This window comes from Intestinimonas sp. MSJ-38 (assembly GCF_018917925.1).
Classification (GTDB): Bacteria; Bacillota; Clostridia; order Oscillospirales; family Butyricicoccaceae; genus Pseudobutyricicoccus.
This window is the reverse complement of record NZ_JAHLPO010000016.1, coordinates 56,285-69,868: the sequence shown is the minus strand read 5'-3', so window position 1 is coordinate 69,868 and position 13,584 is coordinate 56,285. Positions and strand designations below refer to the sequence as shown.

15 protein-coding genes are annotated in these 13,584 nt (G+C 57.6%); all 15 read left to right on the top strand.

Going from position 1 to position 13,584, the window contains the following annotated elements; all coding sequences use genetic code 11:
• Positions 1-278 precede the first annotated feature (278 nt).
• The 15 genes from KQI26_RS10765 (at position 279) to clpP (ending at position 13,571) form a co-directional block, all read left to right on the top strand.
• Complete coding sequence (locus KQI26_RS10765; protein WP_147417979.1) at positions 279-497, top strand: hypothetical protein; 219 nt, start codon at positions 279-281, stop codon at positions 495-497.
• Positions 498-607: 110 nt separating this feature from the next.
• A complete protein-coding gene (locus KQI26_RS10760) occupies positions 608-2,131 on the top strand; it encodes an SPOCS domain-containing protein (protein WP_216504412.1) in 1,524 nt (507 codons plus the stop codon).
• 29 nt (positions 2,132-2,160) lie between these two features.
• Positions 2,161-3,639: a stage IV sporulation protein A gene (gene spoIVA, locus KQI26_RS10755; RefSeq protein WP_177613817.1), complete on the top strand. Its 1,479-nt coding sequence runs from the start codon at positions 2,161-2,163 to the stop codon at positions 3,637-3,639.
• A gap of 23 nt (positions 3,640-3,662) precedes the next feature.
• The gene (locus KQI26_RS10750) at positions 3,663-4,685 is read left to right on the top strand and encodes a M23 family metallopeptidase (RefSeq protein WP_216504411.1); all 1,023 of its coding nucleotides are present in this window, start codon (positions 3,663-3,665) and stop codon (positions 4,683-4,685) included.
• Between the two features lie 4 nt (positions 4,686-4,689).
• A complete protein-coding gene (locus tag KQI26_RS10745; RefSeq protein WP_216504410.1) occupies positions 4,690-5,301 on the top strand; it encodes a site-2 protease family protein in 612 nt (203 codons plus the stop codon).
• Positions 5,302-5,329: 28 nt separating this feature from the next.
• Positions 5,330-7,165, top strand: coding sequence for a TIGR03960 family B12-binding radical SAM protein (locus KQI26_RS10740; RefSeq protein WP_216504409.1), 1,836 nt, complete (start codon positions 5,330-5,332; stop codon positions 7,163-7,165).
• The gene (locus KQI26_RS10735; RefSeq protein WP_118746839.1) at positions 7,158-7,814 is read left to right on the top strand and encodes a TIGR03936 family radical SAM-associated protein; all 657 of its coding nucleotides are present in this window, start codon (positions 7,158-7,160) and stop codon (positions 7,812-7,814) included. The genes KQI26_RS10740 and KQI26_RS10735 overlap by 8 nt, the downstream gene beginning before the upstream one ends.
• A 161-nt stretch (positions 7,815-7,975) precedes the next feature.
• Positions 7,976-8,317: a 50S ribosomal protein L19 gene (rplS, locus tag KQI26_RS10730; protein WP_118425927.1), complete on the top strand. Its 342-nt coding sequence runs from the start codon at positions 7,976-7,978 to the stop codon at positions 8,315-8,317.
• 93 nt (positions 8,318-8,410) lie between these two features.
• Complete coding sequence (gene lepB / locus KQI26_RS10725; protein WP_118425929.1) at positions 8,411-9,031, top strand: signal peptidase I; 621 nt, start codon at positions 8,411-8,413, stop codon at positions 9,029-9,031.
• On the top strand, positions 9,028-9,891 hold the full coding sequence (ylqF, locus tag KQI26_RS10720) for a ribosome biogenesis GTPase YlqF (RefSeq protein WP_216504408.1): 864 nt from the start codon (positions 9,028-9,030) through the stop codon (positions 9,889-9,891). Before lepB ends, ylqF begins: the two co-directional genes overlap by 4 nt.
• On the top strand, positions 9,884-10,510 hold the full coding sequence (locus KQI26_RS10715) for a ribonuclease HII (RefSeq protein WP_118746842.1): 627 nt from the start codon (positions 9,884-9,886) through the stop codon (positions 10,508-10,510). The genes ylqF and KQI26_RS10715 overlap by 8 nt, the downstream gene beginning before the upstream one ends.
• Positions 10,507-10,848, top strand: coding sequence for a YraN family protein (locus tag KQI26_RS10710; RefSeq protein ID WP_118746843.1), 342 nt, complete (start codon positions 10,507-10,509; stop codon positions 10,846-10,848). Before KQI26_RS10715 ends, KQI26_RS10710 begins: the two co-directional genes overlap by 4 nt.
• Before the next feature lie 12 nt (positions 10,849-10,860).
• Positions 10,861-11,574, top strand: a complete 714-nt coding sequence (locus KQI26_RS10705) for a metallophosphoesterase (RefSeq protein WP_118746844.1) — start codon at positions 10,861-10,863, stop codon at positions 11,572-11,574.
• Positions 11,575-11,606: 32 nt separating this feature from the next.
• Positions 11,607-12,938 carry a trigger factor gene (tig, locus tag KQI26_RS10700; protein WP_216504407.1) on the top strand — a complete coding sequence of 444 codons (1,332 nt, stop codon included), beginning with the start codon at positions 11,607-11,609 and terminating at the stop codon, positions 12,936-12,938.
• A 48-nt stretch (positions 12,939-12,986) separates the two neighbouring features.
• Positions 12,987-13,571: an ATP-dependent Clp endopeptidase proteolytic subunit ClpP gene (gene clpP / locus KQI26_RS10695; protein WP_118425939.1), complete on the top strand. Its 585-nt coding sequence runs from the start codon at positions 12,987-12,989 to the stop codon at positions 13,569-13,571.
• Positions 13,572-13,584: the final 13 nt, after the last annotated feature.

Genomic DNA, 13,584 nt, shown 5'->3' with positions numbered 1-13,584 from the left:
CCCTACCCCTATCAATCCGCAAAAAGCCGCGACCTGTGCGTGGCTTTTTGCACTTCTCAAGGGGCAAGTGTGCGCCAAAGGCGTGCATACAGCCCCTTGCAAAAACTCGAAAAAGTGGCTTAAGCCACTTTTTCGACACGCTCAGGGCAGCGCCAGAAGGCGCTGTCCTTTTGTTATGAAAAAATCAAGATCCCATCACAAAAAGATGCCGAGGCCAATATACTGGTAGTACAGAGTATTGGAGTGTTGCACATGAGACCTTGCTGTAACAGACGGGGATGCCTGCCCTGCCTGGCTGCGCTGGTGGCCGGCATTTTGTTGGCGATGCTTCTGCCGCCCTGGCTGTGCTTTGTCATCATCATGGCCGTCCTTGTCTGCCTGTGCCTGCTTTGACGCTGGATTGGGAGGTGTGTTGGGTGAAGATCATGGTGGTGAAGGCCCCGAAAATGTTCCGCGGCCTGCTGCGGAAGGTGTTCGGCATCGGCGGCGAAGAATGAAGCAAAAAAGGGGTCGTTTCGGAAATTTTTCCGAAGCGGCCCTTTTGTCATATCTTTCGGGACGAGGGCGTATAGATGCAATGATCAAAATTCGGGAAAGAAGGGTTACAATGGAACTGATCAAAAGCCGCGCCCTCCAATATGCAACGGTATCCTGCGCGTCCACCAGCCACGAAGAGTCCCTGGATGCCATCGTGCCGGATACATTCCCCGATATAGAGACCATCTGCTGTGCTCTGGGTTCGCTGGAGATCCGGGAAAAGCTGGTGCAGACCGATCGGGTGATGGTGTCGGGGAACATCCGGGGGACCTTGGTCTATAAAGGGGAACAGGGCGGGCCGCTGTGTGCGCTGGACAGCACCATTCCCTTTGCCGCCTTGGTGGAGGCCAGAGGGTGCAAGGGACAGGATCTGGTGTTTGTCAAAGGCTCCCTCCACCGACTGGAGGGGCGGATGCTCAACCCCCGGAAATTCACTTTGCGGGCCCAGTTCGGACTGGAGACCCAGGTGTGCGCCCCCAAAGAGTATGAGGTGTGCCAGGGAATCCGGAACGGAGAAGAAGAGGGGATGCAGGCTTTGACCCAGACTTTCTCCTTTGAGTCCGCCCTCTCCATGAAGGAAAAAGGATTTTCCCTCCACGAAGATGTGCGCCAGAAAAGCCCGGAAGGATCAACAGGAGACAAAGCGCTGCGCACCTGCTGCAAACTGGTCACCGAGGACATCCGGGTGATCTCCGGAAAGGTGATGCTCCGGGGCAGCGCCCAGGGGGAGGCCCTGCTGCTGCGGCAGAGCACCGGGGCCATGGAAAAAGAGAGCTTTTCCATTCCCTATTCCCAGATCGTGGAGCTGGAAGGGGCGGAGGAAGGGGATACCGCTCAGGTGGAATACAGCGTGAAAAACTGCGCCTGCAATTTGTCCTCTGACGAGGAAGGCCCCTTCCTTTCCTGGGATATCGCCGCCGATGTGATGGTGTCCATTCACCGGCCGGTGCAGTATGAAGTGTTGATGGATGCTTTTTCCACCAAAGGGGGATGCACCCTGCAGCAGGAGCCGCTGGATCTGCCTCTGGCCCGGTGCGAGAGAGAGGCTTCCGCCGAAATGCGGGCCACTCTTTCGCCTCCGGAGCAGGCCGACGCACTGCTGGATTGGTCGGCCAGCGTGAAAAGCTGCGGGGCCATTGGCAAAGAAGGGGTGGCTCATGGAGAAGTGTGTGTCAATCTGCTGTGCATGACAGGGGATGGCCAGCCCATGCAGTATGACCAGGTGGTTTCCTGGGAGGGACATTTTCCACCCATGGAAGGGGAGGACTGCCTGTGCCAGTGTGATATTTCCGGCCTGAGCCTGAAATGGGCCGACGGTGCATGCCAGCTTACAGGACCGGTGGCTTTCCATCTCACCGGTCAGAGCGGAAAGCCGGTGCGTCAGGTGGTGGATTGCCAGATGGACGAAAACGCCCCGGCGCCCGCACGCCCCAAGGCTTCCCTCATTCTTCGCCGGGCCGAGGGCGGGGAAACCGTGTGGCTTCTGGCCAAGAGCTTCCGCACATCCCCGGGGGATATCATGGCGGCAAACCATCTGGAAACGGGCGGCGCTTTGGAAAAGGGCCAGCTGGTGATGATCCCCTTTCAGCGCTGAGAGACAAACATCCGCAGGGAGGAATAGCAGTGGAAAAGAGCAGCATTTATGAGGATATCGCCCTTCGCACCGAAGGGGATATCTATATCGGCGTGGTGGGGCCGGTGCGCACAGGCAAGTCCACCTTTATCAAGAGCTTTATGGAGACCATGGTTCTGCCCCGCATCGACAATGTGTATCTGCGGGAGCGGGCCAAAGACGAGCTGCCCCAAAGCGGCAGCGGCCGCACCATTATGACGGCGGAGCCCAAGTTCGTCCCCGAAGACGCCGTAGACATCGCCCTGGACGAAAACACCCATTTCAATGTGCGGATGATCGACTGTGTGGGGTATATGATCGACGGGGCCTTGGGCCAGCTGGAGGGAGACGCTCCCCGGATGGTTTCCACTCCCTGGTTCGATCACGAAGTCTCCCTGCGGGAAGCGGCGGAGACCGGCACCCGGAAGGTCATCACCGAGCACTCCACCATCGGCATTGTGGTCACCACCGACGGGACCATTTCCGATCTGCCCCGGGAGGAATACATCCAGGCGGAAGAGCGGGTGGTGGAAGAGCTGAAGGAGCTGCAAAAGCCCTTTGTGCTGGTGCTCAATAGCGTGGAGCCCCGTTCCCCCGAGGCCCAGAAGCTGCGGCGGCAGCTGGAAGAGCGGTACCAAGTGAGCTGTCTGGCCCTGGACTGCGCAAACCTCACCCAGGGAGATATCGAAGGGGTGCTGCGCACCGTGCTGTACGAATTCCCGGCCAAGGAGTTCCGCTACACCCTGCCCAGCTGGGTCAATGTGCTGGAGCCGGACAACGAGATCCGCTGCCAGATCTATGACACCATCTATCGCTGTACTGGTCAGATCAGCCGGATGCGGGATGTGAAGCAGGCCCTGGAGGGACTTTCCGAGTGTTCCTATATCAGCGACAGCCTGATCACCTCCATGCCCTTGGGTGAGGGAGCAGTGGAAATCCGTATCATGGCGGAGGATTCCCTTTATTACACCATCCTTTCCCAGCGCAGTGGCATCCCCATCCGGGACCAGGCCGACTTCCTGCCTTTGCTCTGTGAGCTTTCCAGCATCCGGGAAGAGTACGGCCGCATCCGCAGCGCACTGGATCAGGTGCGGCAGACGGGCTACGGCATCGTCATGCCCTCCCGCAGCGAAATGACCCTGGATGAGCCGGAGATCGTCCGCCAGGGGGGACGCTTCGGGGTGCGGCTCAAGGCCAGCGCCCCTTCCATCCACATGATCAGGGCCGACATCAAAACCGAGGTCTCTCCCATTGTGGGCAGCGAGCGGCAGTCGGAGGAGCTGGTGCACTACCTGCTCAGCGAGTTCGAGGACTCCCCGGAGAAGATCTGGGAGAGCAATATCTTCGGCAAATCCCTCCACGAGCTGGTGAACGAGGGACTGAACAACAAGCTCTACCGGATGCCCGAAGAGGCCCGGGCCAAGATCCAGGAGACCTTGCAGCGGATCGTCAACGAAAACAGCAGCGGGCTGATCTGCATCATTTTGTAGCAGGGAAGCAGAGGAGGGATTCCATGCAAAGCCGAAGATATAAACCGGTGAAGGCGGCCCGCAGGGCTTACAGCCGAGGCTATGGCCGCAGTCGGGAAGAAGAAGGAGGGCCGCGGATACGCACCATCCTGCTCTGCGCTCTTGTGGCGCTGGCCCTCTATCTCCGTTTTTCCCCCGGCGAGACACCTCAGGCGGTACGGCAGACGGTGGCATCCCTTTTTGGCGGGGATATGGATCTGAAGGAAGCGGTGGCCGTGCTGGGACGCCAGGTGGCCGGGCAGGAAGACGAAGAGGACACCCTTTTGGTCTTTGGCAAAAAACTGCTGGGCCAGGACGGAGAAGAAAGCGGGGAGGAAGAGGAAAAAACGGAAAAACAGGAAACACAGGAAGAAGATCAGGGGAGCGCGGCGGACTATCAGGAGCCTTCTCAGGGGGAGATCGATGAAATTTCGCCGGAATCCGCCCAGATCGAAAAGACGGCCGGAGTGAAAACCGGCCGCCTTTTTTTATGGCAGAGCGAAACCGGCGGCGTGTGTGAAGCCCCCTATCCCGCCTGGGAGGTGTCCCAGCTGCAGTTGATCTGGGGGAAAGGGGAGGAAAGCGCCGATTCCTCTTTGCCGGAAGAGGTGGACGGCAGCACCTACACCTTTTCCGCTCCCTGCGCCGCACCTTTGCAGGGCGTGGTCACATCCCCCTACGGATGGCGGGATCACCCCATCGACGGAGAATATAAATTCCACCACGGGGTGGACATCGGGGCCAACAAGGGCACTCCCATCGGCAGCTTTGCCGGAGGGACGGTGCTGGAGGTGGGAGTGGGCACGGTGTATGGCAACTATGCTCTGGTGGATCACGGGGACGGCTTCACCTCCTTTTACGGCCATATGGACAGCGTGACGGTGAAAAAGGGCCAGCAGGTGGAGGTGGGGCAGGAGATCGGCAAGGTGGGTTCCACCGGCCAGTCCACCGGGCCCCATCTTCACTTCCAAATGAAAAAGAACGGCAAGATCGTCGATCCCAACGATTATGTAAAGCTGGGGGCTTAGAGATATGGGAAAAAAATACGGTCTTTCCGGGGCCTTTGTGCTGCTTTGCGCCCTGCTGCTGTGCTGCGAGAGCATCTCTCTTCTGGCCGCCCTTTTATTGGCCGTGGCCATCCACGAAGGCGGGCATATAGGGGCCATCTGGCTGTGCGGCGGGCAGGTGGAGCGGCTGGTGCTGGGACTGGGGGGCATGGATATCCGCTACCGATGCAGCCGGGACACCTATGGAAAGGACGCTTTCATCGCCCTCATGGGGCCGGGGATGAATCTGCTTTCCTGCGGGGTGGGGGCTTTTCTGGCCAACCGGCTGCCCTGGGAGGGAATCTATCTCTTCTGCGGATGCAGCGCCATTCTGGGATTTTTCAATCTGCTGCCCGCTCTGCCTTTGGATGGTGGTGTCTTCCTCCGGGCCATGCTGCTGCGCAGGGGAGAGCTGGAGCGGAGCGACCGGGTGCTCACCGCATCCTCCCTGGCGGTGGGGGTGCTGCTCCTTTGCGCCGGGACCGTCCTCTTCGTTTCTTCCGGGGGAAACTGCACCTTGCTGGTGTGCGCCGGGGCGGTGCTGTGGCGTTTGGTGCGAAATTACTTTACACCGGGCCGGAAAAGCTTTATAGTATAAGGTATCGAATGGCTTTTCGGGAGGAAACATGGACTATAAAATCAAACAATGTCTGGACAATGTGCGAAAGCCTGCCCGGTATACCGGCGGGGAATACAATCAGGTGGTGAAGGACAAAGAGCAGGTGGACTGCCGCTTTGCCCTTTGCTTTCCGGAGCTTTATGAGATTGCCATGAGCCATCTGGGCTCCAAGATCCTCTATGGCCGCTTAAACGCCATGGAGGGAGTGTGGTGCGAGCGGATGTATGCTCCCGCCCCGGATATGGAGCGGGAGATGCGCCGTCATGGCGTGCCCCTTTATGGACTGGAGAGCAAGGACTACGCTTCGGAATTTGACATTTTCGGCTTTTCTCTTCAGTATGAGCTGAATTATACCACGGTGCTCAATATGCTGGATCTGGCGGGGGTGCCCAAGTTCTCCCGGGAGAGAACCGAGCTGACCCCGCTGGTCATTGCCGGCGGCCCCTGCGTTTACAATGTGGAGCCGGTGGTGGATTTTTTCGACATCATTCTGGTGGGAGAAGGGGAGGAGAACCTGCCGGCCCTGGTGGAGCTTTACCGCAAAGCCAAAAAAAAGGGCTGGGACAAGGAAACCTTCCTGAAAGAGTCCCTTTCCATCGAAGGGGTTTATGTGCCCGCCTTCTACGATGTGACCTATAATGAGGACGGCACCGTTCAGGCCATTACGGCGAAAAACGGAGCGCCCCAGCAGGTGAAAAAGGCCATCATCCGGGATCTGGACAAGGTCTATTATCCCGACAGCTTCATCGTCCCCTCCACCGACATCGTCTTTGACCGGGCCATGGCGGAGCTGTTCCGCGGCTGCCGCCGTGGCTGTCGGTTCTGCCAGGCCGGGTACACCTACCGGCCCATCCGGGCCAAAAACGCCGCCACCCTGGTGGAGCAGGCCAAGAAACTGGTGGAGAGCACCGGTTATGACGAGGTATCCCTCACCTCTCTCAGTTCCAGCGACTATCCGCAGCTGGACGAGCTGTGCACCGAGCTTGTGGATTACTGCGAGCCCCGCCATGTGAACCTGGCCCTGCCATCTCTCCGGGCGGACAACTTCAACCTGGAACTGATGGAGAATGTGCAGAAGGTACGCAAAAGCGGCCTGACCTTTGCACCGGAAGCAGGTACCCAGCGGCTGCGGGATGTGATCAACAAAAATCTGTACGAAGAGGATCTGCTCCATTCCTGCGCCATCGCCTTCGGCGCGGGCTACAACAGTGTCAAGCTGTACTTTATGATGGGCCTGCCCACCGAGACCGACGAGGATCTGGCGGGTATTGCCCAGATCGTCCGGGATGTGATCTACACCTTCCGGAAGACCGCCAAAAACAAGGCCCGGGGCATCAAGATCAATGTGGGCGTGTCCACCTTTGTGCCTAAGGCCCAGACCCCCTTCCAGTGGGTGGGGCAGGCCACCCGGGAAGAGGTGCGGCGGAAGCAGGAGCTGCTGCGGGAACAGCTGAAGATCAAGAATGTCAGCTTCAACCTGCACCATGGGGACGCAAGCTATCTGGAAGCGGTGTTTGCCCGGGGTGACCGGCGGCTGTCTCAGGTGATTTACAAGGCCTGGGAGAAGGGCTGCAACCTGGACGCCTGGGATGAATATTTCAAGTTCGATGCCTGGATGGAAGCCTTCCAGGAGTGCTCCCTGGACCCGGATTTCTATGCCTACCGCTCGCCGGGGGAAGAAGAGGTTCTGCCCTGGGATCACATTTTCTCCGGCGTGTGCAAAAGCTATCTGTGGAGCGAATACCAGCAGGCCCTCAAAGGGGATGCCACACCGGACTGCGCCGCCGGATGCCGGAATTGCGGCGCGCTGACTCTGTCCTGCGGGAGGCCCTGTGATGTTTAAAGTGAGAATCAAATTTGAGAAAAACGAATATTCTGCCTATATTTCCCATTTGGACCTGATGAATACCCTCCAGCGGTCCCTGGTGCGGGCCAAGCTGCCTGTGCGGTACACCGAGGGGTTCAATCCTCATATCTATCTATCCATTCTGGTGCCTCTGTCCACCGGCTACCAAAGCCAATGCGAGTTGGCCGATTTTGATCTGACTACCGACACTCTGCCGGAGGATCTGGCCCATCGGCTCAACGGGGTTTTGCCCCACGGTCTGCGGGTGCTGGAAGTGGGACAGGCCTCCCGCCCGGTGAACCAGATCGCCTTCTGCGGCTATGAGGTGCACTATTCCTCCCCCTGGGATGCGAGCATCCCCGCTTTGTTTGAGGGAGAAGTGAAGATTTTGAAGCATTCCAAGCGGGGCGACCGGGAAGTGGTGCTGGGGGATTATGTGCGCTCCCTGGAGTTTTTTCCCGAAAGGGAAGGCTTCTGCTGCCGGTGCGTGCTGAAGGCCGGGGACGATCCGCTGAACCCCAGCTACATCACCGACATCCTCCGTTTCCATGACAAAATAGAGCGGGAGGACAGGCCCCTTTATGTGCGCCAGAGCATCCTGGATGGGGAGGGGAAGGACTTTTTCCAAATAGGGAAAGGGAAATAAAACCATTCCTCTTTGGCGCCCGGGAAAGAAAAAACTTTCAAAAAAACCAGGAAACCCTTGCAATCAGGGGATTTGTGTGGTATTATAATCGGGCATGTATTACGGATGGTCCTCTGCCGCAGTCAGGGCACGAACATCTATGAACGAAAGGAAAGAGAATTATGGATCTCGTAAAAAAACTGACCGAATCCCAGCTGAAGCCTGACGCTGTCAACTTCGGCATCGGCGACACCGTTCGGGTGCACGCCAAGATCAAAGAAGGCAACCGTGAAAGAATTCAGGTCTTTGAGGGCACTGTCATCGCTATGAAGCACGGCGGCATCCAGGAGACATTCACCGTTCGCCGCGTATCCTACGGCGTAGGCGTAGAAAAGGCTTTCCCCGTCCATTCCCCCAACCTGGAGAAGGTGGAAGTGGTCCGCAAGGGCAAAGTCAGAAGAGCCAAGCTTTACTACCTGCGTAACAGAGTTGGCAAGGCTGCTAAAGTCAAACAGGATATCTAAGAGGATGCAGGGACGGAGCAATTCTGTCCCTCTTCTTTTTATACCCGGCCGGGCCTATGAAACGGCCCGTCCCACGCTTTGGAGGATGATGTGATGGACGAACAGCAATTCCGTGAGGAAGAGGAAACAGAGCTTTCAAAGCAAAAAGAGCCTTGGGAGGACGATGGCAAAAAGCGCTCCGTCAGCGCCGATCTGTTCGATTGGGCCGAGGCGTTGGTCTATGCCCTGGCCGTCCTAGTGGTGATCTGCGCCTTTTTTGTGCGTCTTTCCGGTGTGGTGGGGTCTTCCATGTATCCCACCCTTCACGAGGGGGATCAGCTTTTGATTTCTTCCTTCGGCTATGATGAGCCGGAGCGAGGGGATATTGTGGTGCTTATGGCCGATGGCTTTATGGATGAGCCGTTGGTCAAGCGTGTCATTGCCTTGGGGGGCGACACGGTGGAGATCGATGGGGAAGAGGGCGTGGTCTATGTGAATGGCGAAGCCCTGTATGAGCCCTATATCAACGATCTGGCCGGCCAGGCCATGTACACCGGTGACCTTACCGGCGCCTTTACTGTGCCGGAAGGGGAAGTGTTTGTCATGGGCGATAACCGCAACGGCAGCTCGGACAGCCGCAAACTCTATGAAGTGGGCACGATCCCATATGAAAAAATCGTGGGGAAGGCGATCTTCCGTATCTTCCCCTTTAGCAGGGTGGGTTCTTTGTCATGAAGATCAACTGGTATCCCGGCCATATGGCCAAAACCAAGCGCCTGATGCAGGAGGATATCCGCCAGATCGATCTGGTGTGCGAGCTGCTGGATGCCCGGATTCCCTGGGCTTCCCGCAATCCCGATCTTTCCGCCCTGGCCGGGCAGAAAAAGCGGATCATCGTCCTCAACCGGGCCGATCAGGCCGATCTCCAGCGCACCGAGGGCTGGAAGGATTATTTCAAAAAACAGGGTTTTCCGGTGATTGCTCTGGACAGCCAGAACGGCGGCGGCTACGGGGAGTTTCTTCCCCTGGTGCGCCAGGTGATGGCCCAGCAGATCGCCCGCAATGAGGAAAAGGGGCTGAAGGGCAAAAGCATCCGCATTATGGCCTGCGGCATTCCCAATGTGGGAAAATCCTCTTTTATCAACCGGATCTTGGGCCGTCGTTCGGCGGTGGCTCAGGACAGACCCGGCGTCACCCGGCAGAAACAGTGGTTCGCCCTGAAAGGGGGCGTGGAGCTGATGGACACCCCGGGGATGCTGTGGCCCAAAATCGAAGATGAAGAGACCGGTTTGATGCTGGCTTTCACCGGCACCATCAACGACGAGATCCTGGAGCTGGAAGAGCTGGCCTGCCACCTCATCGACACCTTGCGCCAGCAGGCACCGGGTGCTTTGGAAAAACGGTATAAGGTGGAGAGCACGGCGGACAAGCCTTCCTATGATGTACTGGAAGAGCTGGCCCGGGCCCGGGGGTTCCTCCAGGCCGGAGGCTATTGCAACACCGAGCGGATGGCCCGGGTGCTGCTGGATGAATTCCGCAGCGGCAAACTGGGGCGGATCACTTTGCAGCCGCCTCCGGAGGACGCCCATGAATAGAAGCAGCGAGCTGTATCTGTTTGATGAGCTTTTCCGGCAAAAGGGGTTTTCGGCCCTTTGCGGCATCGACGAAGCCGGTCGCGGGCCTTTGGCCGGGCCGGTGTGCGCCGCAGCGGTGATTCTGGACCCCACAGAGCCTTTGGAGGGGCTGGATGATTCCAAAAAAATCTCGCCCCGCCGCCGGGAGATCCTGTTCAGCCAGATCACGGCCAAGGCCCTGGCCTTCGGGGTAGGGTGGGCCGATGAAAAAGAAATCGACCAGCTGAACATTTTGCAGGCCACCTTTTTGGCCATGCACCGGGCGGTGGATCAGATGGGCCTTGCCCCTGATCTGTTGTTGGTGGACGGCAACCGGGACCCGGGATTTTCCGGGATCGAAACGGTATGCGTGGTAGGCGGAGACCGGCAGAGCGCCAGTGTGGCCGCCGCGTCCATCCTGGCCAAGGTGAGCCGGGACCGGTACATGGAAAAAATGGAGGAGGCCTATCCAGGCTATGGCTTTGCAAAGCACAAGGGCTATGGCACCAAGGAGCACCGGCAGGCCATTGTGGAAAAGGGGCCCTGTCCCATTCACCGGGAGAGTTTTCTGGGTAAGATCCTGAGCGGTGGCAAAAAATGAACACCACCCTGGCTGGAAAGCGAGGGGAGGCTCTGGCGGCGGAATACTTGCGGAAAAAGGGTTATACCTTGCTGGAGGCCGGTTACCGCAGCCGCTATGGGGAGATCGATCTCATTGTGAAAAAACGGGGGATCGTCGCCATGGTGGAGGTGAAAAGCCGGAAGAGCGACCGGTTTGCCAAGGCCTTGGAGGCGGTGGACGCCCACAAGCAGCAAAGGCTGCGGCTGACCGCTTTGCAATGGCTGGGGGAGCAGGAAAAGCCGCCTCAGATCCGCTTTGATGTGATCGAGGTCTATCCCGGCGGTGAGATTCATCACCTGGAAAACGCCTTTGAATAAAAGGAGGGGAGCATGGCGCTCTATACCATTGGAGACCTGCACCTGTCGGAGTCCAGCGGCAAACCCATGGATGTGTTCGGGGGCGTGTGGCAGGATTACCGGCGAAAGATCGTGGAAGCCTTCTCCCAGACCCTGAAGGAGGACGACACCGTGGTGCTTTGCGGCGATCTGTCCTGGGGGCTCAACCTGGAGCAGGCCCTGGCCGATTTCAAGCTGGTGGATTCCTTCCCGGGGAAAAAGATTCTCATCAAGGGCAATCACGATCTTTGGTGGCAGACGGTCACCAAAATGAATAAATTTTTTGAAAATCATCAAATAAAGACCTTGTCTTTTTTGCATAATAATTGTATTTTTTATAAGGACACCGCCTTGTGCGGCACCCGGGGTTGGTGCTATGATCCATCGGACCCGGCCGCAGGGGATGAAAAGGTGTTCAAACGGGAGCTTTGCCGTCTGGAAGCGTCGCTGCATGCGGCCCGGCAGCAAAGTCCCCAGGGAGAAATCTTCTGTTTTCTCCATTATCCCCCCATCTTGGCAGGGAAAGACCCTTATGAGGTGCGGGAGATCACCGGGCTGCTGCGCCGTTATGGCGTCAGCCGGTGCTATTACGGCCACCTTCACGGGGAAAGCCTGCGGGGGGCCTTTTCCGGCGAGCGGGACGGGGTGAGTTACCAAGTGGTATCCGCCGATTATCTCCGCTTCCGGCCAGTGATGATAAAACCTTAAAAGAAAGATATTTGTATGAGGAGGAAACTCAAATGCAGCTGAAGGGCATTGAGAAAAAGGAAAAGAATCAGGTGGAGCTGACCATCGAAGTCGGCAAGGAAGAGTTCGAAAAGGCCATGGAACAGGCCTATCGGAAAAATGTGGGCCACATGCGCGTCCCCGGCTTCCGCAAGGGCAAGGCTCCCCGGAAGATCATCGAGAAGTTGTATGGCGAAGGCGTTTTCTTTGAGGACGCTGTGAATATGTGTTATCCCGAAGCCTATGACAAGGCCGTGGAAGAGAGCAAGATCCAGCCCGTGGATCATCCCCAGATCATGGTGGACGACATCTCTCCCGAAGGCTTCACTTTCAAGGCCACTGTTACCGTCAAGCCCGAAGTGAAGATTGAGGGCTACAAGGGCCTGACCGTGGAAAAGGGCCGGGTTTCCGTCACCGAGAAGGATGTGAAGGAAGAGCTGAACCGCATGGTGGACCGCAATGCCCGCCTGGTCACCGTGGAGCGGGAAGTGAAGGACGGCGACACCGTTGTCTTTGACTTCGAAGGCTTTGTGGACGACAAGTCCTTTGAAGGCGGCAAGGCTGAAAACTACACCCTGGGCATTGGTTCCGGTATGTTCATCCCCGGCTTTGAGAGCCAGATGGTGGGCAAGAAAGTGGACGAGCCCTTCGATGTGAATGTCACCTTCCCCGAAGAGTACCAGGCCAAGGAGCTGGCCGGCAAGCCCGCCGTGTTCAAGTGCCTGATCCACGAGGTCAAGGAGACCCAGAAGCCCGAGCTGGACGACGAGTTCGCCAAGGATGTGTCCGAGTTCGACACCCTGGATGAGCTGAAGGCCGATCTGAAGACCAAGATCCGGGAGCAGAAGGAAAAGGCTGCCGAGAACGAGTATGACGAGAAGCTGATCGACGCCATGCTGGAGCACTTCGAAGCCGACATTCCCGAAGTGATGATCGAAGCACAAATCGACAGAATTGTTGAGGACTTTGGGTATAGACTGTCCATGCAGGGCGTCACACTGGATATGTACCTGAAGATGAACGATATGTCCATGGAATCCTTCCGCAAGCTGTTCCGTGAGCAGGGCGAGAAGCAGGTGAAGGTCCGCCTGGCTCTGGAAGAGATCGCCAAGCTGGAGAACATGGAAGTGAGCGAAGAAGAGCTGGAGAAGGAATTTGCCAGCCTGGCCGAGCAGAACAAGATCGATGTGGAGCGGGTCAAGCAGCTGCTGCCGGCCCAGTCCCTGAAGGACGATCTGCTGACTCAGAAGGCTGTGGAGCTCATCAAATCCACCGCCAAGAAGCCCGCCAAGAAGACGGCCAAGAAGGCGGAAAAGACAGAGGAAAAGGAAGAGGAGAGCAAGTAAGTCCTGCCGTGCCTTCCTTCCTGTGCTGCAGAAAGGAGTTTTCCCATTATGTCCCTTGTACCTATGGTAGTGGAGCAGACCAGCAAAGGGGAGCGTTCGTACGATATTTATTCCCGGCTGCTCAATGACCGCATCATCATTTTGTCCGAGGAAGTCAACGACACCACCGCAAGTCTGGTGGTGGCCCAGCTGCTCTATCTGGAGAGCCAGGACCCGGACAAGGATATCAGCTTTTATATCAACAGCCCCGGCGGCTCCATCAGTGCCGGTATGGCCATTTATGACACCATGCAGTATATCAAGTGCGATGTGAGCACCATCTGCATCGGCATGGCGGCCAGCATGGGCTCCTTTTTGCTGGCGGCCGGCGCCAAGGGCAAGCGCTATGCGCTGCCCAACAGCGAGATCATGATCCACCAGCCCCTGGGCGGGATGCAGGGTCAGGCCACCGATATCAAGATCCACGCCGACCACATCATCCGCATCAAGGACCGGATGAACCGTCTGCTCAGCCAGATGACCGGCCAGCCTTTGGAGGTCATCCAGCAGGACACCGAGCGGGATAATTTCATGACCGCGCAGCAGGCTCAGGAATATGGCCTGATCGACAAGGTGTTTGAGCATCGGGAGTAATCTCTGATTTTCA

Excerpts from the sequence above, each read along its gene's own strand:
- KQI26_RS10765 (WP_147417979.1), top strand. The coding sequence starts at position 279 with ATGCCTGCCCTGCCTGGCTGCGCTGGTGGCCGGCATTTTGTTGGCGAT.
- KQI26_RS10760 (WP_216504412.1), top strand. The coding sequence starts at position 608 with ATGGAACTGATCAAAAGCCGCGCCCTCCAATATGCAACGGTATCCTGC.
- KQI26_RS10750 (WP_216504411.1), top strand. The coding sequence starts at position 3,663 with ATGCAAAGCCGAAGATATAAACCGGTGAAGGCGGCCCGCAGGGCTTAC.
- KQI26_RS10745 (WP_216504410.1), top strand. The coding sequence starts at position 4,690 with ATGGGAAAAAAATACGGTCTTTCCGGGGCCTTTGTGCTGCTTTGCGCC.
- KQI26_RS10740 (WP_216504409.1), top strand. The coding sequence starts at position 5,330 with ATGGACTATAAAATCAAACAATGTCTGGACAATGTGCGAAAGCCTGCC.
- KQI26_RS10735 (WP_118746839.1), top strand. The coding sequence starts at position 7,158 with ATGTTTAAAGTGAGAATCAAATTTGAGAAAAACGAATATTCTGCCTAT.
- rplS (WP_118425927.1), top strand. The coding sequence starts at position 7,976 with ATGGATCTCGTAAAAAAACTGACCGAATCCCAGCTGAAGCCTGACGCT.
- lepB (WP_118425929.1), top strand. The coding sequence starts at position 8,411 with ATGGACGAACAGCAATTCCGTGAGGAAGAGGAAACAGAGCTTTCAAAG.
- ylqF (WP_216504408.1), top strand. The coding sequence starts at position 9,028 with ATGAAGATCAACTGGTATCCCGGCCATATGGCCAAAACCAAGCGCCTG.
- KQI26_RS10715 (WP_118746842.1), top strand. The coding sequence starts at position 9,884 with ATGAATAGAAGCAGCGAGCTGTATCTGTTTGATGAGCTTTTCCGGCAA.
- KQI26_RS10710 (WP_118746843.1), top strand. The coding sequence starts at position 10,507 with ATGAACACCACCCTGGCTGGAAAGCGAGGGGAGGCTCTGGCGGCGGAA.
- KQI26_RS10705 (WP_118746844.1), top strand. The coding sequence starts at position 10,861 with ATGGCGCTCTATACCATTGGAGACCTGCACCTGTCGGAGTCCAGCGGC.
- tig (WP_216504407.1), top strand. The coding sequence starts at position 11,607 with ATGCAGCTGAAGGGCATTGAGAAAAAGGAAAAGAATCAGGTGGAGCTG.
- clpP (WP_118425939.1), top strand. The coding sequence starts at position 12,987 with ATGTCCCTTGTACCTATGGTAGTGGAGCAGACCAGCAAAGGGGAGCGT.